At 53.1% G+C, this 24,365-nt stretch carries 34 protein-coding genes; 30 read left to right on the forward strand and 4 right to left on the reverse strand.

Annotation, left to right across the window (positions count from 1 at the left end; all coding sequences use genetic code 11):
* Positions 1–380: 380 nt before the first annotated feature.
* From LQZ21_RS11200 to LQZ21_RS11215, 4 genes are all read right to left on the reverse strand, one after another.
* Positions 381–1,874: a hypothetical protein gene (locus tag LQZ21_RS11200; protein WP_411044426.1), complete on the reverse strand. Its 1,494-nt coding sequence runs from the start codon at positions 1,872–1,874 to the stop codon at positions 381–383.
* A 195-nt stretch (positions 1,875–2,069) separates the two neighbouring features.
* Positions 2,070–3,488 (reverse strand): hypothetical protein, encoded by a 1,419-nt coding sequence (locus tag LQZ21_RS11205; protein ID WP_411044428.1) that lies wholly within the window; start codon positions 3,486–3,488, stop codon positions 2,070–2,072.
* A 95-nt stretch (positions 3,489–3,583) separates the two neighbouring features.
* On the reverse strand, positions 3,584–4,912 hold the full coding sequence (locus LQZ21_RS11210; RefSeq protein ID WP_411044430.1) for a hypothetical protein: 1,329 nt from the start codon (positions 4,910–4,912) through the stop codon (positions 3,584–3,586).
* Between the two features lie 149 nt (positions 4,913–5,061).
* Complete coding sequence (locus LQZ21_RS11215) at positions 5,062–6,189, reverse strand: hypothetical protein (protein WP_411044432.1); 1,128 nt, start codon at positions 6,187–6,189, stop codon at positions 5,062–5,064.
* A 332-nt stretch (positions 6,190–6,521) separates the two neighbouring features.
* Between LQZ21_RS11215 and LQZ21_RS11220 the strand changes: the two genes are divergently transcribed.
* From LQZ21_RS11220 to rpsM, 30 genes are all read left to right on the forward strand, one after another.
* The gene (locus LQZ21_RS11220) at positions 6,522–8,924 is read left to right on the forward strand and encodes a helix-hairpin-helix domain-containing protein (protein ID WP_411044434.1); all 2,403 of its coding nucleotides are present in this window, start codon (positions 6,522–6,524) and stop codon (positions 8,922–8,924) included.
* A 9-nt stretch (positions 8,925–8,933) separates the two neighbouring features.
* Positions 8,934–9,647: a 16S rRNA (guanine(527)-N(7))-methyltransferase RsmG gene (rsmG, locus tag LQZ21_RS11225; RefSeq protein ID WP_411044436.1), complete on the forward strand. Its 714-nt coding sequence runs from the start codon at positions 8,934–8,936 to the stop codon at positions 9,645–9,647.
* 238 nt (positions 9,648–9,885) lie between these two features.
* Complete coding sequence (gene rpsL, locus LQZ21_RS11230; protein WP_411044438.1) at positions 9,886–10,260, forward strand: 30S ribosomal protein S12; 375 nt, start codon at positions 9,886–9,888, stop codon at positions 10,258–10,260.
* 13 nt (positions 10,261–10,273) lie between these two features.
* Positions 10,274–10,744 carry a 30S ribosomal protein S7 gene (rpsG, locus tag LQZ21_RS11235; RefSeq protein WP_411044440.1) on the forward strand — a complete coding sequence of 157 codons (471 nt, stop codon included), beginning with the start codon at positions 10,274–10,276 and terminating at the stop codon, positions 10,742–10,744.
* An 81-nt stretch (positions 10,745–10,825) separates the two neighbouring features.
* A complete protein-coding gene (locus tag LQZ21_RS11240) occupies positions 10,826–10,957 on the forward strand; it encodes a hypothetical protein (RefSeq protein ID WP_411044442.1) in 132 nt (43 codons plus the stop codon).
* Between the two features lie 400 nt (positions 10,958–11,357).
* On the forward strand, positions 11,358–12,557 hold the full coding sequence (tuf, locus tag LQZ21_RS11245) for an elongation factor Tu (RefSeq protein ID WP_411044444.1): 1,200 nt from the start codon (positions 11,358–11,360) through the stop codon (positions 12,555–12,557).
* A 69-nt stretch (positions 12,558–12,626) separates the two neighbouring features.
* Complete coding sequence (gene rpsJ, locus LQZ21_RS11250) at positions 12,627–12,935, forward strand: 30S ribosomal protein S10 (protein WP_411044446.1); 309 nt, start codon at positions 12,627–12,629, stop codon at positions 12,933–12,935.
* 162 nt (positions 12,936–13,097) lie between these two features.
* The gene (gene rplC / locus LQZ21_RS11255) at positions 13,098–13,718 is read left to right on the forward strand and encodes a 50S ribosomal protein L3 (protein ID WP_411044448.1); all 621 of its coding nucleotides are present in this window, start codon (positions 13,098–13,100) and stop codon (positions 13,716–13,718) included.
* Positions 13,719–13,744: 26 nt separating this feature from the next.
* Positions 13,745–14,416, forward strand: a complete 672-nt coding sequence (rplD, locus tag LQZ21_RS11260; RefSeq protein WP_411044449.1) for a 50S ribosomal protein L4 — start codon at positions 13,745–13,747, stop codon at positions 14,414–14,416.
* Positions 14,413–14,700 carry a 50S ribosomal protein L23 gene (locus tag LQZ21_RS11265; protein ID WP_411044451.1) on the forward strand — a complete coding sequence of 96 codons (288 nt, stop codon included), beginning with the start codon at positions 14,413–14,415 and terminating at the stop codon, positions 14,698–14,700. The genes rplD and LQZ21_RS11265 overlap by 4 nt, the downstream gene beginning before the upstream one ends.
* 9 nt (positions 14,701–14,709) lie before the next feature.
* Entirely contained in the window at positions 14,710–15,537 is an 828-nt protein-coding gene (rplB, locus tag LQZ21_RS11270) for a 50S ribosomal protein L2 (RefSeq protein ID WP_411044453.1), read from the forward strand.
* 44 nt (positions 15,538–15,581) lie between these two features.
* Entirely contained in the window at positions 15,582–15,860 is a 279-nt protein-coding gene (rpsS, locus tag LQZ21_RS11275; protein ID WP_411044455.1) for a 30S ribosomal protein S19, read from the forward strand.
* 17 nt (positions 15,861–15,877) lie between these two features.
* On the forward strand, positions 15,878–16,273 hold the full coding sequence (gene rplV, locus LQZ21_RS11280; RefSeq protein WP_411044457.1) for a 50S ribosomal protein L22: 396 nt from the start codon (positions 15,878–15,880) through the stop codon (positions 16,271–16,273).
* Between the two features lies 1 nt (position 16,274).
* The gene (gene rpsC / locus LQZ21_RS11285) at positions 16,275–16,979 is read left to right on the forward strand and encodes a 30S ribosomal protein S3 (protein WP_411044459.1); all 705 of its coding nucleotides are present in this window, start codon (positions 16,275–16,277) and stop codon (positions 16,977–16,979) included.
* A 3-nt stretch (positions 16,980–16,982) separates the two neighbouring features.
* On the forward strand, positions 16,983–17,408 hold the full coding sequence (gene rplP / locus LQZ21_RS11290) for a 50S ribosomal protein L16 (RefSeq protein ID WP_411044461.1): 426 nt from the start codon (positions 16,983–16,985) through the stop codon (positions 17,406–17,408).
* A 34-nt stretch (positions 17,409–17,442) separates the two neighbouring features.
* Positions 17,443–17,640: a 50S ribosomal protein L29 gene (gene rpmC / locus LQZ21_RS11295; protein WP_411044463.1), complete on the forward strand. Its 198-nt coding sequence runs from the start codon at positions 17,443–17,445 to the stop codon at positions 17,638–17,640.
* A gap of 45 nt (positions 17,641–17,685) precedes the next feature.
* Positions 17,686–17,961, forward strand: coding sequence for a 30S ribosomal protein S17 (gene rpsQ / locus LQZ21_RS11300; RefSeq protein WP_411044465.1), 276 nt, complete (start codon positions 17,686–17,688; stop codon positions 17,959–17,961).
* 14 nt (positions 17,962–17,975) lie between these two features.
* Complete coding sequence (gene rplN / locus LQZ21_RS11305; RefSeq protein WP_411044467.1) at positions 17,976–18,344, forward strand: 50S ribosomal protein L14; 369 nt, start codon at positions 17,976–17,978, stop codon at positions 18,342–18,344.
* 63 nt (positions 18,345–18,407) lie between these two features.
* On the forward strand, positions 18,408–18,737 hold the full coding sequence (rplX, locus tag LQZ21_RS11310) for a 50S ribosomal protein L24 (protein ID WP_411044469.1): 330 nt from the start codon (positions 18,408–18,410) through the stop codon (positions 18,735–18,737).
* Between the two features lie 14 nt (positions 18,738–18,751).
* Positions 18,752–19,303: a 50S ribosomal protein L5 gene (gene rplE / locus LQZ21_RS11315; RefSeq protein ID WP_411044471.1), complete on the forward strand. Its 552-nt coding sequence runs from the start codon at positions 18,752–18,754 to the stop codon at positions 19,301–19,303.
* Positions 19,304–19,395: 92 nt separating this feature from the next.
* Positions 19,396–19,581 (forward strand): type Z 30S ribosomal protein S14, encoded by a 186-nt coding sequence (locus tag LQZ21_RS11320; protein WP_015712867.1) that lies wholly within the window; start codon positions 19,396–19,398, stop codon positions 19,579–19,581.
* Positions 19,582–19,595: 14 nt separating this feature from the next.
* Positions 19,596–19,994 carry a 30S ribosomal protein S8 gene (gene rpsH, locus LQZ21_RS11325; protein ID WP_411044473.1) on the forward strand — a complete coding sequence of 133 codons (399 nt, stop codon included), beginning with the start codon at positions 19,596–19,598 and terminating at the stop codon, positions 19,992–19,994.
* Between the two features lie 9 nt (positions 19,995–20,003).
* The gene (gene rplF / locus LQZ21_RS11330) at positions 20,004–20,543 is read left to right on the forward strand and encodes a 50S ribosomal protein L6 (protein ID WP_411044474.1); all 540 of its coding nucleotides are present in this window, start codon (positions 20,004–20,006) and stop codon (positions 20,541–20,543) included.
* A 156-nt stretch (positions 20,544–20,699) separates the two neighbouring features.
* Positions 20,700–21,062 (forward strand): 50S ribosomal protein L18, encoded by a 363-nt coding sequence (rplR, locus tag LQZ21_RS11335; protein ID WP_411044476.1) that lies wholly within the window; start codon positions 20,700–20,702, stop codon positions 21,060–21,062.
* Positions 21,063–21,070: 8 nt separating this feature from the next.
* Positions 21,071–21,601: a 30S ribosomal protein S5 gene (rpsE, locus tag LQZ21_RS11340; protein WP_411044477.1), complete on the forward strand. Its 531-nt coding sequence runs from the start codon at positions 21,071–21,073 to the stop codon at positions 21,599–21,601.
* Positions 21,602–21,605: 4 nt separating this feature from the next.
* Positions 21,606–21,791: a 50S ribosomal protein L30 gene (gene rpmD / locus LQZ21_RS11345; protein WP_411044479.1), complete on the forward strand. Its 186-nt coding sequence runs from the start codon at positions 21,606–21,608 to the stop codon at positions 21,789–21,791.
* The gene (gene rplO, locus LQZ21_RS11350) at positions 21,791–22,270 is read left to right on the forward strand and encodes a 50S ribosomal protein L15 (RefSeq protein WP_411044480.1); all 480 of its coding nucleotides are present in this window, start codon (positions 21,791–21,793) and stop codon (positions 22,268–22,270) included. Before rpmD ends, rplO begins: the two co-directional genes overlap by 1 nt.
* Before the next feature lie 23 nt (positions 22,271–22,293).
* Positions 22,294–23,625 carry a preprotein translocase subunit SecY gene (gene secY, locus LQZ21_RS11355; RefSeq protein WP_411044482.1) on the forward strand — a complete coding sequence of 444 codons (1,332 nt, stop codon included), beginning with the start codon at positions 22,294–22,296 and terminating at the stop codon, positions 23,623–23,625.
* Between the two features lie 227 nt (positions 23,626–23,852).
* On the forward strand, positions 23,853–23,966 hold the full coding sequence (rpmJ, locus tag LQZ21_RS11360; protein WP_215627959.1) for a 50S ribosomal protein L36: 114 nt from the start codon (positions 23,853–23,855) through the stop codon (positions 23,964–23,966).
* 8 nt (positions 23,967–23,974) lie between these two features.
* Entirely contained in the window at positions 23,975–24,340 is a 366-nt protein-coding gene (rpsM, locus tag LQZ21_RS11365) for a 30S ribosomal protein S13 (RefSeq protein ID WP_411044483.1), read from the forward strand.
* Positions 24,341–24,365: the final 25 nt, after the last annotated feature.

Raw genomic sequence — 24,365 nt, forward strand, 5'->3', positions numbered from 1 at the left:
TAAAAAAAAAGTATAAAAAAAGCAAGTATTTTTTAAAAAAAATGCAGTATTTTTCAGCATATATACCCCAATTCTCTCCTTTTTTCGTGGGGTTTGTGGTTAAATTCTCGGCCTAAATAACCCCGAACTTTTGCCTCGATATTCCGAATTCATACCCCAATTCTCCCCTTTGTTCGTGAGGTTCGGGTGGTTCGTGGTTAATTCTATGCTTCTTGTATAAGGGGATTTATCCAACGGCATATATTTGAAAACTAACGGCCGCTCTCCGGACAGGGTATCTGCGGTATAAAAAAAACTGCCCGAAGCGGTTGTTCACCGCTTCGGGCAGCTCCTGCTTTTTAGCTAGGATTTTATCTCATATTACGGAAGCGGGAAGTCGGTTAGTCGGTACCCCATATAGGAGTTACGATTACCTTACCGGTGCTTCTGATAATTTCAGGCGGGCTCACCTCCCCATCCTTGGAGATCACCACATACACGTCGTAATCTGAGTTCACCAGGTCATCGGGCACAATTATCTCCTCGGTATGGTCACCAGGTATTACGCTATCTATCCAGATATAATCCCCCTGGGTTGGTGGGGTCTCCCCCGCCCCCACTACCGCATACCACACCTCCGCATTATCGTCATAACCCCCGGTGGTAAAGCCGATTTGCGGCTCTGCCGGAACATCCATGTTTTGGAACTCCCCGTTATCAACCCACAGCTCATCGTCCTGATGAGGACCAGGCGGTGGTTCTGGTGGTGGTGCTGGAAGCCCTATCACAAACCGTACCGCCCCGTTCCTATTGATGGCGGTGGCATTTGGGGAAAAGTTCGTATCCCCGTTCTGGGCCGTATCATTCAGCCCGTTCCGGATGATCCATACCGGCACACCGTCAGCAAAATTCGCCGGCTTAAAATACGTCGACGTCACACCGCTCCAATCGGTGACTGCGGCCAGGTTAAAGGGCACATACTCCAGATTGAAGTTTACCGCCCCTCCCCCATTTCCGTCCTGTTTTGTTTTATCCGCCGGGATGTCATAGCTAAAACTATTCGCCGTAGTCCCGGATCCGGTCTCCGACGGAGTAGTATAGGAGGGAATGAACCGATTTTTCTGGATCTTCAACGCATTCACAACAGCAGGGCTGCCAACTATATTTTGCGCCGGTATCAGGGCCTTTTCAAACCCATCCGTCCCTGCCGCCGCCCGCTGTACCGTCCACAATACGTCCCAATCGCTTCTCGGGGGCAGATAGGCCGCATCGGGTTTCCCACCAGTCACTTTCGGTTCGATGGTCAGATTGCCGTTCTCTGTTGATGTAAACTTGGTGTCCACGGTAACCGGATACATCGTGATAGTTACCACCGTATCCCCCGTGACATTCACCTTCTTCTCCGCTAACCCGGCGGACAGAAGGGTGGGCGCCTCATCCTCGGTATATGTATAATTATTATTCCCATCGTTCGGGCCCCGTTCCCAATGCCCCATCAGCAGGAGGAAGGCATATTCCTTACCCCGGACCAGATGATCAAGGGTCAGGGTGAATTCACTATCCCCGTCGCTTTCTTTGCGGTTCTCGGCGAGGCCCTTAATTTCTTTTTTGTCTTTATCCACCACGACGAGCTGGACGAAATTCCGGATTCCCGTAGCTCCCGTCAAATATATCCGGTCCGCATCCGGGCCCGCCACGCTCCGGGCCGTATCGCTCTGCCCCAGGGTAAAGGTCACCGTAAAGGAACTGTCAGGGTCAATACCCGGCCCGGAATAGGTCTCCGGACCGGCATCGCCTACTCCCCCTGAGGGGAACGATGGGTTAGAACACCCTACGGCCAGAAGGGCCGCCAGGATGCCGAACATAACCAGGACTGCTGGTTTCGCGATTTTCATAAATAACGCTCCTTTTGGGAACTAATGCCGGAATTGAGTTCCGGGAAAACATTAATTCACCATATCGAATGTAACAAAAAAATATAAAAAAAGCAAGTGTTTTTCAAAAAAAATCCTAAAAAAAATCCCCGCTCTTTCATACGCAAGGAACGTCCGCTTGAAAGGCGGTGGCCCTACCGGGGAGCGTGGCTCCCCTTACCACGGTCCGGATATGCTGATCTTCGCAAGGGCCGGAAACCTAATAGCTACCGTAACCTGGTCCCCGGTATTATTGGCCGTAGTAATGTCAAGCATATCATCGGATGTATAGGTAAACGAATCCACCCCGGTAAAGGTATAGCCGTCCTTGGCGGTCAGGGTAACCCGCGCCGTATAAACGATATCGACGGTAAAGGTCCCGGTCACCTCCTCGTCCGACCCATCCCCATACCAGGTTACCTCCGAGCCGGTATATTGGGAACCGGAATGGGAGAAGACACTGCTCGGGATACTCCCGGTTTTCGGCGCTGCGATACTGCCCGCCAGGTCTCTATCGGTAACCTTGGCAATGATTTTTGGAAAGACCACCGTTACCGTACCATGCTTCCCGCTGCCGCTAAAGCTTACCTCGGCGCCGGGATAGGAAAACGCCTCGCTCCCCACCCCGGTAAAGGTATAGCCGTCCTTGGCGGTCAGAACTGCCGTTGCCGTATAGGAACCCCCCGGGGTAAAACACGCATCAACCGGCTCCCACCGTACTTCGTCCACACTATATTGAATATCGGCAAAACCCGCCGTATTCGGTAACTTTCCCCACTCCGGACCGGTGATGTAGGTCCCCAGGTCAAAGTTGGTCACCGGCTTCTTGGTTACCGCCTTCTGGTAGCTTACCGTACTCAGGTTCCGTACCGCCGAATCCTTATTGGAATTAGGCTGGACCGCTACCGTATCCGCGGGATACGCAAAAAACCGCTCCGGATTAAACCGGTACCCCGGCCTGGTCCGGAGCGTTATGTCCGCCGTATACTCTTCTCCCCCCTGGAATGCGGCGGAGTCCCCCAGGGGATTTCCCCCCTGCTTCCAACTGACCGTCCCGGTTAGCTCCTCGGTGTCGATCTCCCATACCGGATGCTCTTCCCCTACCGGAACCGGGACGTAATTTTCCAGGTTATAGTCCGTAACATAGGTGATATTTCCATCATCGGAATTAAGATAGGTAACTGTCACGGTCCGGGTGGGATCCCCCAGATCATCCTTTTGGTCCTGTATCTTGCCCGGATGATAGCTGAAGGATATGGAGGAGTTAAAGCGATACCCCTCCTGGGGGGTGAATTTTATTTCGGCCTTATATACCGTATTGGGCAGGAAAACATCCAGGTCGCTTAATGTATGGTCGTTCTGGTCTTTCCAAATTACGGTTGCATCCAGGCCCTCGCGGTTGGTGACGAGTTTTACCGCCGGTTCCCCCGCGACAGGAACGGGAACATAACTTTGCAGGTTATAATCAACAATATAAATACCATTTTTGGCGGTATTATGGGGAGTAATGAAATCTTCACCCAGGGGGATAGCGCATCCTCCAAGAATGAAGACAGCGAGGCCGTACAAAACCATTACCCCCCCCATTCTTTTCATGCCCCTACTCCTTTAAATAGTTGAAACCATCCCCTTGTGTTGACCCAGGGTCCGGCATAGATATACTCCCCATACAATTAAGAAGTCAATAGGAACTAACGGCGCTCCCAAAGCCTGAATTTATACCCCAGGGATAGCGTGAGCCTGCTGCGAGAATATTGAATCCCCTGACGGATCATCGTCGTACCGATATCCCGGCTAAAGCGCAGATCCGCGAATAATTCTCCCGGTCCCAGGCGAAGGCCCCCCTCTAGTCCCAGGATGAGGCCCAGGGGAGGATCCACCACATAGGTATAGGAAACATTCTCCTGTCCCGATTCGTTGGCGATCTGGGTCAGCTCCCCTATGGGCATCACATAATACGCTCCCGCAAAGGGGGAAATCGTAAAGACCCCGGTTTCTATGGGCATTTTTAAGAGCAGGGGGAACATCAAAGACATGCCCATATAGTGATCAGTAGCCCGGACCTCCTGCGTTGGTTGGGTAATCACCTTTACAACCTTGAAAGTATCGTGGGTAAAAACCCCCTCGACCTGTATGCCAAAAAGCTTGAAGATTCGGAACTCCAGCATGAGGGCGCCTTCGCCGCTAAATCCCTGACTTTGGCCCGATCCATATCCCCCAACGGATATATTGGCTCCATAAGTAGTGTAGACCCCCCCGCCCCGGATACCTAGATTCAGTTTTCCCCTAAAGATATGCTTTGGGGCGGAACTTTCTTCTACCGTGCTAACGACTGGCTCTTCGATACTGTTGGTATTTTCGTTGGTAACGGTGGTTACATTTATATACGACTCTACGGGTATGTGGGAAAAAATCCAGGATACCATGGGGGGCAAATAGCTATTGGCCTCCTCCATATCTTCAAAAACCATCTCATCGGTATATACCAGGGACCCGTTGCGGCTGTTCCACAGCCAAAGCTGAAAATGCTGCAGATCATCCATATCAACATAATATTCACCGGTCAGGGAATACTGCAGGTCTCCCAGATAAATCCTATCCGGGGGATAGTCAGGGGATAAGGAAAGGGATTGGGGAAATTCTTCGGCGCTGATCCTATGGGTGGTATATCCTCCCAAAGCGAGTACTTCTCGATCAACCCCATCTTGAAACTGAGCGCCTATGCCCAAATCGTCTCCCAAAAAGGTCATAAGCGCCACCGACTTAGTCACCACCGGCTGCTCCGGTATCAGGTTCTCCGGTACCGCGGCTTCCTCAAGTTGGGTTTGTGCGGATATTCTTACCGGTGTCAGGGAAATAAAAAAAATCAGAAAAAATAAAAAAGGCTTTCCCCAAATGGCAATCCTTTGAAAAACAGCCGTGAATTTTTGAAAAAAGAGAGGTTTTCGATCGCTTCCCCGGCTTATCCCCAGACAACATGAGTTTTGGGATTGATCCGTCAAATATACCGGCTTAATCACGAGGACCTCCTTTTTAAAAATTCCACCGGTTTTCCCGAGCCGCCCTCCACCCTGCTGCCCAGCCGCGGTTTCCGCTGGTCCCGGCGAAAAAAACACCGGTCCCAGCCTATCTTTAAATCATACTGTGGACCGGTCCAAAACGGGATGACTCAATACTGCCCATCTATAATCACGGTAAGGCGGCTATTCTCTGGGAAGATAACATCTGCCGTGACACTGACCCCGTTATTGTTCCGGGGCTTCACCCATGCACCCTCCCATGCGCCGCTGCCCTCATAGTAAAACGGGGTTACCTGGGGGAAGCCATACCCCTCAAGGGCGGTCAGAACCACCGTCGCCGTATAGGGGTGTCCCTCGATAAAAGCAGGATCATTCGGCGTCCACACCACCTCGACAGCGGTATATTGAGGATGAGTGGTAAAACCCGCCGTAACTGGCCGAGCGTCTTTCACCGGAGCGGTGATATAGTTAGTCAGGTTGAAGAGGTTCACCGGAGTCTTCGGGGTCTGGTAAGTTACCGGAGTCAGGAGCCGTTCTTCCAGCTCCCGGTTAGACTCGGGCTGTGTTATTACCGTATCCTCGGGATATTTAAAGTCCTTTTCCTTGTCAAACCGGTAGCCCCCCGGCCGGACTTGCAGGACTATGTCCGCCGTATATGTCTTCCCTGCCTGGAAGATAGAGGAATCGTCCAGGTCGGTGCTGCTGCTGCCATCTATTTCTTTCCAGAATACCGTCCCCGTTACTTCATCGGTATCGATCGTCCACACCGGCTTCTTTCCCACTAACGGAAAGGGCACATAGTTTTGCAGGTTATAGTCCGTAACGATATTTCCGTCGTTGGAATTACGGTAGGTAACCCGCACGGTCCGGGTGGAATTCTCATCCTCCCGTATCTCCTCTTGTTTCTGCGTTTTGCCCGGCTGATACTCAAAGGCTATGGAGGGATTAAAGAGATACCCTTCCCGGGGGGTGAGTTTTATTTCCGCCTGATATACCGTATTGGCCTCAAAGGTTTCCAGGGTGCTTACTTCAACGCCGGCCTCGGATTTCCAGGTTACGCTGGCCTTCAGGTCCCCGCGGTTGATGACGGATTTAACCGCCGGTTCCCCTATGACGGGAACCGGGATATATGTCTGGAGGTTATAGTCAACGACATAAGTGCCATTTTGCTCGGTTTCCCGGGGCGTGATGAAATCTTCACCCACAGGAACGGCGCATCCCCCAAGGATCAGGGCCGCAAGGCCGCACCAGATCGACATAATTGCAATTTTTTTCATCTTGTCACTCCCTTTTATTATAGAAGATTCATTTTTTTACAAAATCGGCTTTTCGAAAGCGGCCCTAAAGCCCGCCCTGACAGTTACATCTATAAATTTCCGTTTCAAAACTAAATTTTTGAAACAGCCCCTTCCCATAAGTTTTTTGTAATACGATAGCGATTTTGAAATTATCCTGAACCAATTATCTCTATATACTAATATATCGCAAATCCAATATGATTTCAACAAGAATTCAATAAAAAAACACTAAATTTCCCAAAAAATCTGCTTTTTTGGGGGTATTCCGGGTACTTACCTTAGGCGGGTGACTTTGGTATAATCCCCGGCATATGGAATTAACCCAAGAATTTATCGACACCCTCACGGTGAACGAAGTAGCCCTGATGAAGCGGATTGCGGAAAAGTTGACCGTCAATCTCAGCCAGGTTTCGGCGGTTCTGAGCCTCCTTGCCGAGGGGAGTACCGTCCCCTTTATCGCCCGGTACCGGAAGGAAAAAACCGGCAGCCTCGACGAGGTCCAGGTCCGGGAAGTGGAACACCTCTTTTCCGGGGGAAAAAATCTTGAAACCCGGCGGATCGAGATAATCCGGGGGATCTTTGACCAGGGAAAGCTCACCGAAGCCCTCTACGATAATATCCTCAAAGCCGCCACCCTCACGGAATTGGAAGATATCTATGCCCCCTACAAACGGAAGAAAAAGACCCGGGGCATGATGGCGCTGGAAAAGGGCCTGGAAGGCCTGGCCGCTGCCATGAAGGAACTGGAAACCGAAGCCCTCCGTGCCAAGGCCCGGGAGTTCCTGGTGGAAAATACCGAAAACCCCGCCCTCTCGGTTCCCACCGTAGAGGACGCCCTCCAGGGGGCCATGGACATCCTGGCCGAGGAGGTTTCCCAAACCCCGGAAAACCGGGCCGCGGTCAAAGCCTTTTACCGGGCCGACGGCCGGATCATCGTCAAGGCTTCCCAGGCAGCGGGGTTTGGCGACGAGGAAGCCAGGAAGAAAAGTACCTACCAGATGTACTGGGATTACACCGAACCCCTCTCCCAGATAAAACCCCACCGTATATTGGCCGTCAACCGGGGGGAACGGGAGGGGGTCCTGGAGGTAACCATGGACGTGGATGAAAATACCGCGGTGGAACTCCTCCAAAATAACTATGCCATCCATAACGACTACCACCGTACCGCCATCGAAGACGGCCTCAAACGGCTCCTCTCCCCGGCGGTGATCCGGGAACTCCGGGGCGACCAGAACGAAGCCGCCGACGATCACAGCATCGGGGTGTTCAGCCAGAACCTCAAAAACCTCCTCATGCAGCAGCCCATCAAGGGGACCCGGGTCCTGGGGATCGATCCCGGTATCCGTACCGGGACCAAATGTGCCTTCCTGGACGATACGGGCAAATACCTGGGGAACTTCGTCATCTACAACCACAAGGTGGAGGAAGCGAAAAAACTCCTCCTCACCGGGATAAAACAATACGACATCCAGCTCATCGCTGTGGGGAACGGCACCGGCACCCGGGATGTCCAGGAGATCGTAAGCCAGGTCATCGGCGAAAACGACCTGGAGGTCCTCTATACCGTGGTGGACGAGGACGGGGCTTCGGTGTATTCCGCCAGTGATATCGCCCGGGAGGAATTCCCGGACCTGGATCTCACCATCCGGGGGGCCATCTCCATAGGCCGCCGACTCCAGGATCCCCTGGCGGAGCTGGTCAAGATAGACCCCAAATCCATCGGCGTGGGCCTGTACCAGCACGATGTGAACCAGCGGAAGCTCTCCGAAACCCTGGACGAGGTGGTTTCCTCGGTGGTGAACAACGTGGGGGTGAACCTCAATACCGCCAGCGTCTCCCTCCTCAGATACGTGTCGGGGATCAACAGTTCCCTGGCAAAAAAAATCGTCCAATACCGGGACGAAAAGGGGAAGATCGCCTCCCGGGCGGAGCTTACCACGGTCCCCGGCATGGGTCCCAAGAGTTTTGAGCAATGCGCGGGGTTTCTCAAGATCCCCGAAAGCGCCGATCCCCTGGACAATACCTGGGTTCACCCGGAGAACTACGAGATAGCCCGGATCATCCGCCAATCCATGGGCGCCCCCGGGGCCGGTACCACCACCGCCAACCGCAGTTCCGCGGAGTTCCAGGTCCTCAAAGAAAAATACGGGGTGGGGGATACCACCATCAACGATATTGTGGATGAATTAAAGAAGCCCAACCGGGACCCCCGGGAGGGTTATCCCAAACCGGTCATGCAAAAGGGGGTCATCACCTTCGAGGATCTGCAGGAAGGGATGACCGTTACCGGGAAGATCAAAAATGTGGTCGATTTTGGGGCCTTTGTGGATCTGGGGATCAAGGAAACCGCCCTGGTCCATATATCGGAATTGAGCGACCATTTCGTCAAGGATCCCCTGGAGCTGGTCAAGGTGGGGGAGGTTCTGGAATTCCGTATCATCGCCCTGGATCAGGACCGCCGCCGCATCAGCCTTTCCCGGAAAAAGGACCGCCCCCTTCCCGCTGCCGCCCCTCCGGCGGCCGCCCTTGCGGGCAAAGGGAGCCCCGAAACGCCGGAGTCCGGCAAAAAACGGGCGGTCAAGACCACCGGGCCTAAACCCCCGGCCCCCTCCCGCCCGGAAAGCCGGCCTTCCCGCTCTTCCGACGACGGCACCATGTACAACCCCTTTGCCGAGGCCCTCAAAAAGATGCGGGAAAAAGAACGCCGGTAGGGCCGCGCTGTGGACCCTACCTTGGCCGAGGGGCTTTCCCGCCTGGGCGCGGGGGACCCCGCCCTCCGGGCCCTCCTCACCGGCCGTCTGGAAGGTCTCTTGAATAAATATATAGAAGAAATTGAGCTGTTCAACCCCGCCTACGGCCTGGTGGGGACCGGGGACCGGCGGGAACTGGTGGTAAAGCACCTCCTCGATTCCCTGGCCCCCCTGGGCCTCATCCTGGGCCTGCTGGAAAGCCCGGCCGGGGCCGAAGAAAACCCGGCCGGGGCCGAAAAAATTTCGGCCCTGGCCGACGTGGGTTCCGGGGCGGGCCTACCGGGGATCCCCCTGGCCATAGCCCTGCCACACCATCCCGTTACCCTGATCGAACGCAAGGGCCGCCGGGCGGCTTTCCTCAGGAACATCCAGGCGGTTTTGGCCCTCCCCAACCTTACCGTGGAAGAAGGCCCCATGGAGCGGGCCGCCCCGGGCCGGTTCCGGGTGGTCGCCTTCCGGGCCTTCCGGCCCCTGGACCGGGCCGTCCTCAAGGGCCTTTTCCGCCTCCTCGCGCCCGGGGGGGTCCTGGCCGCTTACAAGGGCCGCCGGCAGGTCGTCGACGCGGAATTGGGGCCCCTCAGGGACGCGGCCCCTTCCTGGGAAGCCCTGCCGGTCCCGGTCCCCTTCCTGGAAGAGGAGCGCCACCTGGTGGTGATCCGGCCCGGCTCGGAAAAACAGGGGTAAATCGAGGTCCCAGGCAAATTTTTTTTGATTCTTTGCAAAAATTTATAGATTTCCCCTTGACTCTTTTTTATTTTTCAGATAGATTGAACTTCCTTGCATGAGGGTGTTTCAAAATTCCATGGCCCTGGGGCCATATTTTTGATATAGCTTCACACAACAATTTTTTATGAAAAGGCGCTTTCAATAGGTAATTGACGCCGCGGTTTTCCACGGTGATGCGAAAGGGAGTTTGTGGTAGATGCCTACGATTAATCAGTTGGTTCGTTTTGGCCGGCAGCAGATATCCGTTAAAACGAAGTCTCCGGCGCTTCAGTCTTGTCCGCAAAAACGGGGGGTTTGTACCCGGGTTATGACCGTCACCCCCAAAAAACCCAATTCAGCGCTGCGGAAGGTCGCCCGGGTGCGGCTTTCCCACGGCACTGAGGTAACCGCCTATATCCCCGGTATCGGCCACAACCTCCAGGAACACTCGGTGGTCCTGGTGCGCGGCGGCCGGGTGAAGGATCTCCCCGGGGTCCGTTACCATATCATCCGGGGCGCCAAGGATACCCTGGGCGTGGAAGACCGCAAACGGGGCCGGTCTAAATACGGCGCTAAACGGCCGAAGGCCTAGGGCAGGAGCAGTCATGGGACGCAAAAAAAAGACAATTGACCGGGGCATATTGCCGGATCCTAAATACAACAGCGTGGTGCTTTCCAAGTTTGTAAACCGGATGATGTGGGAGGGTAAACGGTCGGTGGCCCTCCGGATCGTGCACGAAGCCCTGGATGTGCTTAAAACCAAGGCCGAAAAGGAGCCCCTGGAGGTATTCCTCAAGGCCATAGAGAACGTCAAACCCGTGATCGAGGTAAAGTCCCGGCGGGTGGGGGGCGCTACCTATCAGGTTCCGGTGGAAATCCGGGAGTCCCGGCGGGAAGCCCTGGGGATGCGGTGGATCATCAATGCCGCCCGGTCCAGATCCGGCCATGGCATGGATGAACGGCTTGCCGCGGAGCTTATGGATGCGTATAATAATACCGGCACGGCCTTTAAGAAAAAGGAAGATACCCACAAAATGGCCGAGGCGAATAAGGCCTTTGCCCATTACCGGTGGTAGGATAGGATAAAACCAAGGGGCTCTGGCCCGGTTGGATACGTTTTTTTGCTAAACCCTCCGGGGTTTAGTGCGTTGTTTGAAATGGAAGGTCCGGTGTATATCGCCGGATTTGATTACCGCGCCATGCGGATTATCAAGGAGGGGGAAGAAAAAGTTCTTGATCGGTCGGTAATGGCGTGGAAGTCTCGGGAAACCGCGCGGGCGGTTTCTTAATGATCCAAACCGATCATCAGCAATTCGGGGGTAATTACCCCGGTTGTGGCGTTGTCCATGATGGGATAGGTGGAACGGGACGGATGGTATTATGTCAAGTTTGAGGGTTTGGTCCTCATCTTCATGCTGCTATTCCCTTTTGATTCCCCTTGTTATAATGGAACGTCGCTTTTGATTTGTTGCGAAGGATATATATCCCGGCCCTGAGGGGCAAACCGGGATAGCTGCCCTGAGCCAAATCCCGTATGAGCATGACATATCCCGGCCGCTTGCGGCGGGGTTGTTGATTTCCGGCTCCCGGCAGGGGATCGGAGGGTCTTACACTCTGGGGAGTGTTGGATTATACTGGCTTAAATAGAATTTAAATTGGGTGCCCAATAATAGGTAAGGAGGACACGTAATGGCAAAAGATAAGTTCAATCGAACAAAGATCCACATGAATGTCGGAACCATAGGTCACGTAGATCATGGAAAAACCACCCTTTCCGCCGCTATAACCATGTATTGTGGTAAAAAATACGGTGACAAGGTCATGAAATTTGATGATATTGATAACGCTCCGGAGGAGAAGGCCCGGGGTATTACTATCAATACCCGGCATCTGGAGTACCAGTCCGAAAAGCGGCATTATGCCCACATCGACTGTCCCGGCCACGCCGACTATATCAAAAACATGATCACCGGCGCTGCCCAGATGGACGGCGCGGTCCTCGTGGTATCCGCTCCGGATTCGGTTATGCCCCAGACCCGGGAGCATATTATTCTGGCCCGTCAGGTCGGCGTTCCCAGCATGATCGTTTTTCTCAATAAAATCGACCTGGTGGATGATCCGGAGCTGCTTGAACTGGTGGAAGAGGAGATCAAGGACGTACTTACCGCCAACGGGTTCCCCGGCAACGAGATCCCCATCATCAAAGGTTCCGCCTTCAAGGCCATGGAAGACCTCAATAAGGGTGAGGAAACCGAAGATACCGCCTGTATACAGGCGCTGCTGGACGCCATGGATAGTTATTTTCCCGATCCGGTCCGGGACGCGGACAAGCCCTTCCTGATGCCCATTGAGGATGTATTTACCATTCCCGGCCGCGGTACGGTCGTAACCGGTAAAGTGGATCGCGGTATCCTCAAGGCCATGGACCCGGTAGAAATTGTCGGTATCAGGCCCACCCAGCAGACCGTCGCCACCAGTTTGGAGATGTTTAACAAAACCCTGGAGGACGTTCAGGCCGGTGAGAATGTCGGTGTCCTGCTTCGGGGTATTGATAAAAAACAGGTTGAACGCGGTCAGGTATTGGCAAAGCCCGGTTCTATCACCCCCCACCTCAAATTCAAGGGTCAGATCTACTGTCTGTCCAAGGACGAGGGCGGGCGGCATAGTCCCTTCTTTACCGGGTATCGGCCCCAGTTCTACTTCAGAACCACCGACATTACCGGTACGGTGAAATTGCCCGAAGGCAAAGAAATGGTAATGCCCGGGGACAATACCGAAATAATTGGAGAGCTGATCCACCCCATCGCCATGGAAAAGGGCTTGCGTTTTGCTATCCGTGAAGGCGGAAAAACGGTTGCTTCCGGGCAGGTGACCGAGATTATCGAATAAAGGTTTTGATCGGGGGCGGCTGGTTTTTTGCTAATACAAAAGGCCGGCTGGTCCCCATCCGGAGGAATAATGACTAAGGAGCGAATTCGCGTGCGGTTGCGCGGTTTCGATGTTGAATTAATTGATCAAAGCGCGAAGTCTATCGTTCAGACGGTGCAGAAGGCGGGGGCCAAAGTTACCGGCCCCATTCCTCTGCCCACCCGGATAAATAAGATTACGGTGCTTCGTTCTCCCCACGTGAACAAAAAGTCCCGTGAGCAGTTTGAGATGCGGACCCATAAGCGGTTGATCGATATAATTGACCCTTCCGCGGAGGTGATGGATTCTTTAATGAAGCTTGAGCTTCCCGCCGGGGTGGATGTGGAAATAAAACAATAAAGATCCGTTGGATTTTTTAGTGGGAAAGGGGCGTGAAAATTCCCCCCATAAAAGCAGAAGCTTTTTTTTAAATAGCCAATTAAAAAAAACTTCGGATTGGTTTTTATTCAGGCAGACGGTCCCGGGACTGAGGGATAACGTGCCCTTAGGTGGAGTTACATCATGTTAGGTCTTTTGGCCAAAAAAGTGGGAATGACCCAGGTCTTCGACGATGCGGGTAATCTGGTTCCGGTAACGGTTATCCGGATCGATCCGAATGTGGTCATCGCCCAAAAAACGAAAGAAAAAGACGGCTATGCCGCGGTGGTTCTTGGGGTAGATGATCTCAAACCAAGCCGGGTTTCCAAGCCCTATGGGGGACAGTTCCCGGAGAACATTACGCCGAAAAAGCGGATCAAGGAATTTCGGGATTTTGAAAAAGAGGTTGCTCCGGGGGATTCCCTGGGAGTAGAGGTCTTTGAGGGATGCCGTTATGTGGATGTGTGCGGCATTTCCAAAGGTAAGGGTTTCCAGGGGGTGGTCAAACGCTGGGGTTTCGGCGGCGGCCGTCGTACCCATGGTTCCAAATTTCACCGGGAGCCGGGATCTACCGGGCAATCCACCTATCCGGGCCGTACCTTTAAGAACGTCAAGCTCCCCGGACGTATGGGCCGCGAACGGGTAACCACCCTCAGTCTGAGGGTGGTTAAGATCGATGCCGATAACCAACTCATATTGGTCCGCGGCGCCGTTCCCGGCATAAACAAAGGTCTGGTTACCGTCCGGGCCGCGGTAAAGAAATAAGGCCTTTAAGGAAAACGAGGGAAGTAATGAATCGGACAGTGTATTCCATTGACGGCAAAGAGCTGCGAAGTATAGAGCTGGATGATGCCGTTTTCGGTCTTCCGGTAAATGAGGACCTTATCTGGTATGCCATAAACAACGAGCTTGCCAACAAACGGTTGGGTACGGCCAGTACCAAGGACCGGGGCGAGGTTCATGGTTCCAATGCCAAACCCTATAAGCAGAAGGGTACCGGCCGGGCCCGGCGGGGGGATAAAAAGTCACCGGTTTTGGTGGGGGGCGGTACCATATTCGGCCCCAAACCCCGGGATTTTTCCTATTCTATTCCCAAAAAAGCCAAACGCCTGGCCTTGAAAAGCATTCTGAGCCTTAAAGCCCAAAACGATACCCTCAAGATCATTGAAGATTTTTCAATAGCATCGGGTAAAACCAAAGAATTAGCGGGGATTATCAAGAATTTCGGCGCCCATGAACGGACCGTGATTATTTTAAAGGATGATGATCCCAAGGTAAAACAGGCCGGGGCCAATATTCCCTGGCTGAGCTTTCTTTCCTATAACCGCCTGCGGGCCCACGACCTTTTTTACGGCCGCCGGGTGCTTGTTTTGGAAACGGCGGTAAAAAACCTGAATGATTTTTACGCCGACTCCGCGAAAAAGCTGGAGGCCGGTGCGGATAATGGGGAGGCCGCGTTATGACCATATACGAAAAAATTCTGATTGAACCGGTCCTCTCCGAAAAAGCCAATGCCCTGCGGGAAGAGGGAAAATATGTTTTTAAGGTGGATCCCGCCGCCACTAAGATTCAAATAAAAGAAGCGGTCCGTAAGCTTTTTAATGTACACCCCATTGCTTGTACGGTCATGGTCGTGGGGGGTAAGCCGAAACGGCAGCGAAACCGGGCCGGTTATACCGCTTCCTGGAAGAAGGCCATTATTCGTTTGCAGAAAAACGAAAAGATCGGCATCTTCGAGGGAGTTTAGGGGAACCATATGGGAATAAAAACGTATAAGCCCATAACCGCGGGGATGCGGCAATGGGCGAGTTTGGACTATGCGGAAATAACCACCGATAAGCCGGAAAAGGCCCTTACCGTCGGACGGGGGGAAAAGGCCGGCCGGGATTCAAACGGCCGGATCAGTGTACGGCACAAGGGCGGCGGACATAAACGCCGTTACCGGATCATTGATTTTAAGCGGGATAAGATCGGGGTTCCCGGTAAGGTAGCCACCATCGAATATGATCCCAACCGGAGCGCCAATATTGCCCTGGTGGTATACGCCGACGGGGATAAACGGTATATCCTGGCCCCCAAGGGGCTCATCGTGGGGGCGAAGATCCAAAGCGGCCCCACCGCGCCCATTGAGGCGGGAAACGCCCTGCCCCTGGAGAATATACCCCTGGGCTTTGTGGTTCATAATATTGAGCTTACCCTGGGCAAGGGTGGGCAGATCACCCGTTCCGCCGGTACCGGCGCCCTTATTGCGGCCAAGGAAGGGGACTATGTAACGGTAAAACTCCCCTCCGGTGAAATGCGGATGATCTTCAAAAAATGTTACGCCACCGTGGGGACGGTGGGGAATGAGGATCACATGAACGTGCAGCTCGGCAAGGCCGGGCGCAAACGCTGGCTGGGGGTCCGTCCCACGGTCCGGGGCATGGCCATGAATCCCGTGGATCATCCCCACGGCGGGGGCGAGGGAAAAAACAAAGGCATCAATCCGGTCACCCCCTGGGGGCAGCCGACAAAGGGATTTAAAACCCGGAACAAGCATAAGCCTTCTTCCCGGTTTATCGTAAGCCGGGGTAAAAAGAAGTAGAAAACCGGCGGCCGGAGGCTAGCGGTTTTCTAAGGAGTTAAAGGGTGTCAAGATCAATAAAAAAAGGACCTTTTATAGAAAAGAGCCTTTATAAGAAAGTATTGGAGATGGCCAAGGCCGGGGATCGGAGGATGATTAAAACCTATTCCCGCTGTTCCACTATTATTCCTGAAATGGTGGGGAATACCATTTCCGTGTATAACGGAAAGACCTGGATCCCCGTCTATATTACGGAAAATTTGGTCGGCCACAAACTTGGGGAATTCGCTCCGACTCGGATCTTCCGGGGTCATGCGGGGTCGGATAAAAAAGCCGCTAAATAGGGCTATAGGTAAAGAGTATGGGAAAAAAAGCACATGAAAAAAGAGAAGGCTTCTGGGCGGTGACCCGGTACCTTATCGCTTCGCCCTTTAAGATCAGGCCCGTGGCGGATCTCGTCCGCCGCAAGCCCTATCCCGAGGCTATGTCCATCCTGGAGAACATGCCCCATAAGGGGGCCCGGCTCATCAGGAAAACCGTAAAATCCGCCGCTTCCAATGCGCTGAGCCTGAACAAGCAGCTTGCCGAAGACATGCTGTATGTTAAGAAGATCCAAATTGACGAAGGCCCCCGGATGAAGCGGATTTGGTTCCGGGCCCGGGGCCGGGCGGATATGCTGCTTAAACGGATGTGCCATATTACCGTGGTCATTGACGAAGTGCAGGCCGGTGGTTTACGAAAAAAGGCGGGGGAATAACGTGGGACAAAAAGTTAATCCGATTGGACTTCGGATAGGAATCAATAAAACCTGGGCTTCCCGGTGGTATGTGGACCCCAGAGAATACGCCAATACCCTTCACGAGGACCTGAAACTTCGATCCTCTATTTTAAATATGAACGAGACCAAGGGAGCGGATATCGCCGAGTTGGAAATCATCCGGCACCCCCAGCGGATCACCATCGTGATCCATACCGCCCGTCCCGGGGTTATCATCGGCGTTAAGGGTGCCAACATAGAAAAAATCGGGAGTGAGCTGCAAAAGAAGGTCACCAAGAAGGTCCAGATCAAGATTAAGGAAGTCCGGAACGCGGATAGTAATGCCCAGATTGTCGCCCAGAACATTTCCCGGCAGCTTTTGGCCCGGGGTTCTTTCCGGCGGACCATGAAACAGGCTATCACCAACGCCATTAAAAAGGGTAATGCCCAGGGGGTTAAGGTGCGGCTTTCGGGGCGGCTCGGGGGCGCGGAAATGTCCCGGACCGAGGAAGTCAAGGAAGGCCGGATTCCCCTGCATACCCTGCGGGCGGATATTGATTACGGTTTTGCCGAGGCCCATACCACCTTCGGCGTCATCGGCGTTAAGGTGTGGGTTTATAACGGTATGAAGTACGGCAAGGAACAAAAAGAAGACGCGGGCGTCCTGGTCCGTAAGCGGCGTGAACGCGCCCCCGCGAGGAGTTAATCGATGCTGAGTCCTAAACGTGTAAAACACCGTAAGGTACAACGGGGCAATATGCCGGGAAACGCCACCCGGGGAAATACCGTGGCTTTTGGGGATTATGCCCTGGTGGCCCTGGACCGGATGTGGATTACCAACCGGCAGATTGAAGCCGCCCGTATTGCCCTGAACCGTCATATTAAGCGGGGCGGCAAGGTATGGATCCGGATTTTCCCGGACAAGCCCTATTCCAAGAAACCCGCGGAAACCCGCATGGGTAAGGGGAAAGGGCCGCCTGAGTATTGGGTTGCCGTGGTTAAACCGGGAACCGTGATGTTTGAACTGGGAGGCATCGATAAAACCATTGCGGAAGAGGCGATGATCCTGGCGGGGGCTAAACTTCCGATTAAAACCAAGTTTGTGGCCCGTTCCGACTTTGAGCTCGGGAAATAGCCTTGGGTTTTATGTTATATAGAAGGAATGGGGTATGAAAAATTCGTTTAAGAACCTCTCCCTGGCGGAGCTTAAGGCAAAGCGGGATGAACTTAATAAAAAGTATATGGAACTTCGTTTTCAGATAGTTATCGGGCATGTGGATAATCCGCTTCAAAAACGGGTTATGCGCCGGCAGATAGCCCGTCTTAATGGTATGATCCGGCAGCAGGAACCGGCTTTAAAGGGGTAATACAGGTTTTTGCGGGGTATTTCCGAAAACTTGTTTAAGGAGCGAATGGTGGAAGATCAGGTTGTTAAAGCTAAAAGCGGCAAAAAAGAGTTTGTGGGGATTGTTAAGAGCGATAAAATGAATAAAACCATCGTGGTTGCCGTAGAAACCACCGCCTTGCATCCCCTTTACAAAAAATATGTTAAGCGGAGTAAAAAAGTTAAGGCCCATGATGAAGCCAATGAGGCAAAAGTGGGAGATCGGGTTCGAGTAGTGGAATGCCGTCCGCTCAGCAAGGAAAAATGCTGGAAACTTGCGGCAATTGTCGAACGGGCCAAATAAGGGGAGCGGAGAAAATGATTCAAGTAGAAACTTTCCTGAATGTGGCCGACAATTCAGGGGCCAAGACCGTACAGTGTATTAAAGTACTGGGGGGTTCCAAACGCAAATATGCGGGGATCGGCGATATTATTGTGGTAGCCGTCAAGGATGCCCTGCCCACATCGACCATTAAAAAAGGTTCCGTGGAAAAGGCGGTGGTAGTCCGGACCCATAAGGAATATCGGCGCCCCGACGGAACCTATATCCGTTTTGATGATAATGCCTGTGTGATTATTGACGGGAGTATGAATCCCAAGGGCAAACGGATCTTTGGGCCGGTGGCCCGGGAATTACGGGAGCGGGATTTTATGAAGATCGTCTCCCTGGCCCCTGAGGTGTTATAATCCGGCGGGCTGATTTTGGATTAAAGTTTTAGCCGGGACCGGGGTGTCCGGCAAAGGAGCGGTATGATGACAGCGGAAACGCAGCATAAATACAAGTTGAAAAAAGAAGACACCGTGCAGATCATAACCGGCAAGGATAAGGGAAAACGGGGCCGGATTTTGAAGGTGCTCCGTGATAAGGACCGGGTGGTGGTGGAAGGCGCCAACATCGTCAAGAAGGCGATGAAACGCCGGTCTCAGCAGGATCGGGGCGGCATTGTGGAGGTTGAGGCGGCGATCCACAGTTCCAATGTGATGATCGTCTGTAAAAAATGCGGACCCACCCGGATAGGGTATAAACCGGACGGGAAAGCCAAGATCAGGATCTGCAGAAAATGCGGAGAGGCATTGTAAGGAGTGGCGTTAAAATGAAGAATTACGAACCGCGGCTCAAAAAAATATATCGGGAACAGGTAGCCCCGGAGTTATTTAAAGAGTTCGGCTATACCTCGCCCATGCAGACGCCGCGGCTGGAGAAGATTGTGGTCAGCATGGGGGTAGGCGAAGCGCTGCAGAACAAGAAGCTTCTGGACGCGGCGATTGCGGATCTCACCCTTATTACCGGCCAGAAGGCGGTTAAAACCAAGGCCCGTAAGAGCATCGCCAACTTTAAAATCCGGACCGGTCAGGAAATCGGCGCCAAGGTTACCCTCCGGGGGGCGATGATGTACGAATTCCTGGACCGGCTGGTGAATATCGCCCTGCCCCGGGTTAAGGATTTTCGGGGGGTAAATCAGAACGCCTTTGACGGACAGGGGAATTATTCCCTGGGGATCACCGAGCAGATCATTTTCCCCGAAATTGATTTTGATAAGATTGAGCGCGTAGCCGGACTGAATGTCGCCATTGTAACGACGGCACGGACCGATGCGGAGGCCAAGGCCTTCCTCGCCAAGTTCGGTATGCCCTTCAGAAAATAAAAACGGCGGTTTTCGGCGCCTTTATTGGTTCCGAAAGTCCGAATTTAAGGGTCCTTCAGGTTAACCTGATTAACCCGGAATAAGGAGTATACATGGCAAGAAAAGCGATGATCATAAAGGCGTTACGGACGCCGAAATATAAGACCAGGAAAGTTAACCGCTGCCGGATTTGCGGCCGGGCCAGGGGTTATTTGCGGAAATTTGAAATGTGCCGCCTTTGCTTCCGCAAACTTGCAAGCGAAGGACTTATTCCGGGCGTCACTAAATCAAGTTGGTAAGGTAGGAGAAAAGGATGAGCGTATCTGACCCCATTGCGGACATGCTGACCAAGATCCGAAACGCCGGGATGGCAAAGCATGAAAAAGTTGATATCCCTACCTCCAAGCTGAAACTTGAGATCGTAAAAATCTTAAAGATCGAAGGGTATATCAAGAATTTTAAGAAAGTGAACCAGGAAGGGATTAATGTCATCCGGGTTTTCATGAAGTATGACGAAGAAACCGGTCCGGTCATCCACGGAATTGAAAAAATATCAAAACCGGGACGACGGGTGTATACGGGTTATAAGAAGATGCCGCGGGTGTACAACGGATACGGTACCCTGATTGTATCCACTTCCATCGGCGTCACCACCGGAAGAAAGGCGGCCGAGAAAAAAGTCGGCGGCGAAATTATTTGTACCGTTTGGTAAGAGGTTGCTATGTCACGGATTGGAAAAATTCCCGTTAAAATTCCCCCCGGGGTTAAGGTTGCCTTTAAAGATGAGGTGATCTCGGTGGAAGGCCCCAAGGGGAAACTAACCCAAAAGTATCATCCGGTGATCAGTTTTACCCCCGAGGGGGAGACGATCCTGGTTTCCCGGGCCAATGAGGAAAAGCAGACCAAGGCCTACCACGGGCTTTACCGGAACCTGCTTAACAATATGGTGATCGGTGTTTCCACGGGGTTTTCCAAGGCCCTGATTATTACCGGGGTCGGGTACCGGGCGGAGGTACAGGGAAACCTGCTGGCCATGAACCTGGGGTATTCCAATGATATCTACGTCGGCATCCCCGAGGATATTTCGGTGGTTTCCGAACCAGGCGGCCGGGTGGTGGTAAGCGGCATTGACAAACAACGGGTGGGGGAATTCGCTTCCCAGATCCGGAAACTCCGGCTGCCCGAGCCCTATAAGGGCAAGGGGATCCGGTATGAAAACGAGAAAATCCGGAGGAAGGTCGGTAAGTCCGGGGTTAAATAAGCCGGTTTCAAGGCCCGGTTGGTAAGGGTTTAGCCCAGGGCCTGCGGCCTCGGAAACCGCAGCGCCGGTGACCAAAGAGTTGATTTTGGAACCGGACCATTTGACGGGGAGAAACCCTCCGGCGGTTTCTCCACGAATGAGAGGAGTTATCAAGTAATGTTGAAGAAAATGGTTGAAAAAGACAGAAAACGGCTCAAACGGAAAATCCATATCCGCAAGGGTATCTCCGGTACCCCGGAGCGGCCCCGGATGAGCGTTACCCGGAGCAACCGGGCCCTGTCCGTTCAGATTATTGATGACACCCAGGGACATACCCTGGTCTCCGCGTCGACCCTGGAGAAGGACCTGAGAACAATTAAACGGAACGTGGAGGGGGCGGGACAACTGGGGGAAGTTTTGGGAAAACGGCTCCTGGAGAGGAATATCACCACGGTGGTTTTCGATAGGAATGGTTATTTATATCACGGCCTGGTTAAAGCCATGGCCGACGGAGCCCGGAAAGCCGGGATTCGCTTCTAGGGGGCGGGATGGAACATTCACGGGATAGGGATAGAGACAGAGATAGGAATCAGGACAAAGACAAGGAATTTATTGAAAAGCTGGTAAAACTCAACCGGACCGCCAAGGTCGTTAAGGGGGGCCGCCGGTTTTCCTTTTCCGCCCTGACGGTGGTGGGGGATCGGAAAGGCAAGGTGGGATACGGGTTTGGCAAGGCCAACGATGTTTCCGAAGCTATCCGCAAAAGCATTGAAAAGGCAAAGCGGAACCTGGTGCGGCTTCCCGTTAAAAACGGGACCATTCCCCACGAGATCATCGGGCTTTTTAAGTCCTCCGAGGTGCTGCTGAAACCCGCTTGTTCCGGTACGGGGATCATTGCCGGCGGCCCTATCCGGGCGATTATGGAAGCCGGGGGGGTTACGGATGTGTTGAGTAAGTCCATCGGCGCCAAAAACCAGTACAACGTGGTTAAGGCGACCTTTAATTGTATTAGCCGTATGATGGACGCGAAGGCGGTGGCTAAAAACCGGGGGAAATCCCTGAAAGAGTTATGGGGGTAGGAAGATGGCGCAGAAAATCCGAATCCGTCTGGTCCGCAGTACCATCGGGGCGTTACCCAAACATCGCGCCACCATCCGGTCTTTGGGCCTGCGGAAAATAGGTTCCGAACGGGAACAGGAGGCGAGCCCCGCTATTTTGGGAATGGTTAAGCGGGTTTCCCACCTGGTTTCGGTGGAGGAGATTAACTGATGGCTGATTTTGATTTACATGCCCCCGAAGGGGCCAATAAGCAGAAACGCATCATTGGCCGGGGACAGGGTTCGGGCCGGGGTACCACCGCGGGAAAGGGCAACAAGGGCCAGAAGGCCCGGTCGGGGGGTAAAACCTACGTTGGTTTTGAGGGGGGGCAGATGCCCCTGTACCGGCGTTTGGCCCAGCGGGGTTTTTCCAACTATCCCTTCAAAAAGACCTACCAGGTGATAAACTTGGGGGAGATAGAGAAACGTTTTGCCGACGGAGAAACCGTAAGCACCGCTTCCCTGATTAGGAAGGGGCTGGTTAAAGGCGCCGTACCGGTAAAGATCCTGGGGGACGGGGAATTCACCAAAAAGCTGGTGGTTAAAATTGAGGCCATATCGGCTTCCGCGAAAGAGAAGATAACCAAAGCCGGTGGTTCCGTAAGCGGCGGTTCGGCAAAGCCGTCGAAAGACCGGGCCGCCGATGCGTAATCCCTTGATATAGGAAAGGTAACATGGCAAGTAATCCATTGGTTGACAGCTTCAGGGTAAAAGAACTACGGGAACGGATATTTTTTACCGCCCTGATGCTGATTGTTTTCCGTCTGGGGGCGGTACTCCCCATACCGGGGATTAATGTCCGGGAGCTTAACACCTATTTTCTTTCCCAGCAGAATTCCGGAAACGCCATTGTGGATTATCTGGATTTTTTCGCCGGGGGGGCCTTCTCTAACTTCTCGGTATTTATGCTGGGGATCATGCCCTATATCTCCATGTCGATCATCATGCAGCTGTTGCTTATCGTTTTTCCCAGTTTAAAGAAGATCTCCGAGGAGGAGGGGGGTAAAAAGAAGATCCAGAGTTATCAGCGGATAGGGACCGTGGTGGTTTGTATCATCCAGTCCTTCGCGGTAACCCAATACGCCCAGAGCATTTCCCGGAGCGTGGAAAACCTTTTGAGTATGCGGATACTTCCCTTCACCCTGATCGCCATATTGACCGTTACCACCGGGACCATGTTCCTCATGTGGATAGGGGAGCAGATCACCAAAAGGGGGATAGGAAACGGAATTTCCCTCCTCATCTTTGCCGGGATCGTGGCCCGGCTCCCCCAGGCCCTGTGGGAACTCGTCGGCCGGGTGCGGAACGATCAGCTTAACCCGGTTTTCGTGATTGTGGTTTTTGTGATGTTTGTGGCGGTGGTCGCCCTGGTGGTGTTTGAACAGCAGGGGCAGCGGAAAATCCCCGTCCATTACGCGAAACGGGTGGTGGGCCGCCGGATGTACAGCGGTCAGAATACCTATATCCCCTTTAAAATTAACCCCTCCGGGGTTATCCCGGTGATCTTCGCCTCGTCGATTCTCACCTTTCCCCTGCAGATAGCTTCGACCATCGGGGGGAATGTGGCGTGGCTCGCGGCGATTTCCCGGGCCCTGAATCCCCAGGGAATCCTCTATACGGTGTTGTATGTTCTGCTCATCATCTTTTTCGCCTATTTTTATACCCAGGTGAGCCTGAACCCCATAGAAATCGCCAAAAACATCCGGGAAAACGGCGGTTCCATTCCGGGGATCAGAACCGAACGGATTGAGGAATACCTGACCAGGATATTGAACCGGATTGTATTGCCCGGGTCCCTCTATTTGGCGGTGATCGCGGTACTTCCCACGATTATTCAGAGTTTGTTTAACTTCCCCTCGTCAATTTCATACCTTATGGGGGGTACCTCCCTCTTGATTTTGGTGGGGGTAGACCTGGACACCATGAGCCAGGTGGAGGCCCTTTTGAAGATGCACTACCACGGGGGCTTGACCAAGCGGGGACGGCTGCGGGGACGGAACCTTTAGGGCGGGGGCCGATAAGACGGCCCGATCCCCCCTTGGCGAATTGCTTAAAATTCGCTTTAATAGAAGTTCCGGTTTCAACATCCAATGGTCCGGAAGGGCCGTGATTTTGAACCGGCAGCCTTGGATGTGAGGAATTTAACCCCCCAAGGACATATTGGGGGATGAAAAAGGTTATAAAAAACCGGATTTTTGCCGGTTTGAGTGAAGATATAAGGGAGAACGATTGGATGAAAGTCCGGACAAGTGTTAAGCCTATTTGCGATAAATGCAAGGTGATTAAACGGAACGGTATAATCCGTATTGTTTGTCAGAATCCTAAACACAAACAGAAGCAAGGTTAGGGGCAGTTATGGCACGTCTAGCGGGGGTTGACCTCCCTAATAAACATGTGAATATCGCCTTAACCTATATCTTTGGGGTGGGCCGATCCAGCGCCGATGAGATCTGCGCGAAAACCAAGATCGATCCCCAAAGGCTTATCAATGATCTGTCCCAGGAGGAATTAAATGAACTCCGGCAGATCCTGGAAAGCGATTACAAGGTGGAGGGGCGTTTACGGACCGAGATAGCCCTGAACATCAAACGGCTCATGGACATCGGTTGTTACCGGGGACTGCGGCATCGTAAAGGGCTGCCCCTTCGGGGACAAAGGACCCGAACCAACGCACGGACCCGGAAGGGTAAGAAAAAGACCGTTGCCGGTAAGAAGAAATAGCCTTTCAACCCCTGGGGGGGTTGAA

The sequence above is a fragment of the Treponema sp. TIM-1 genome (assembly GCF_046533115.1).
GTDB lineage: Bacteria > Spirochaetota > Spirochaetia > Treponematales > Breznakiellaceae > JAIRMO01.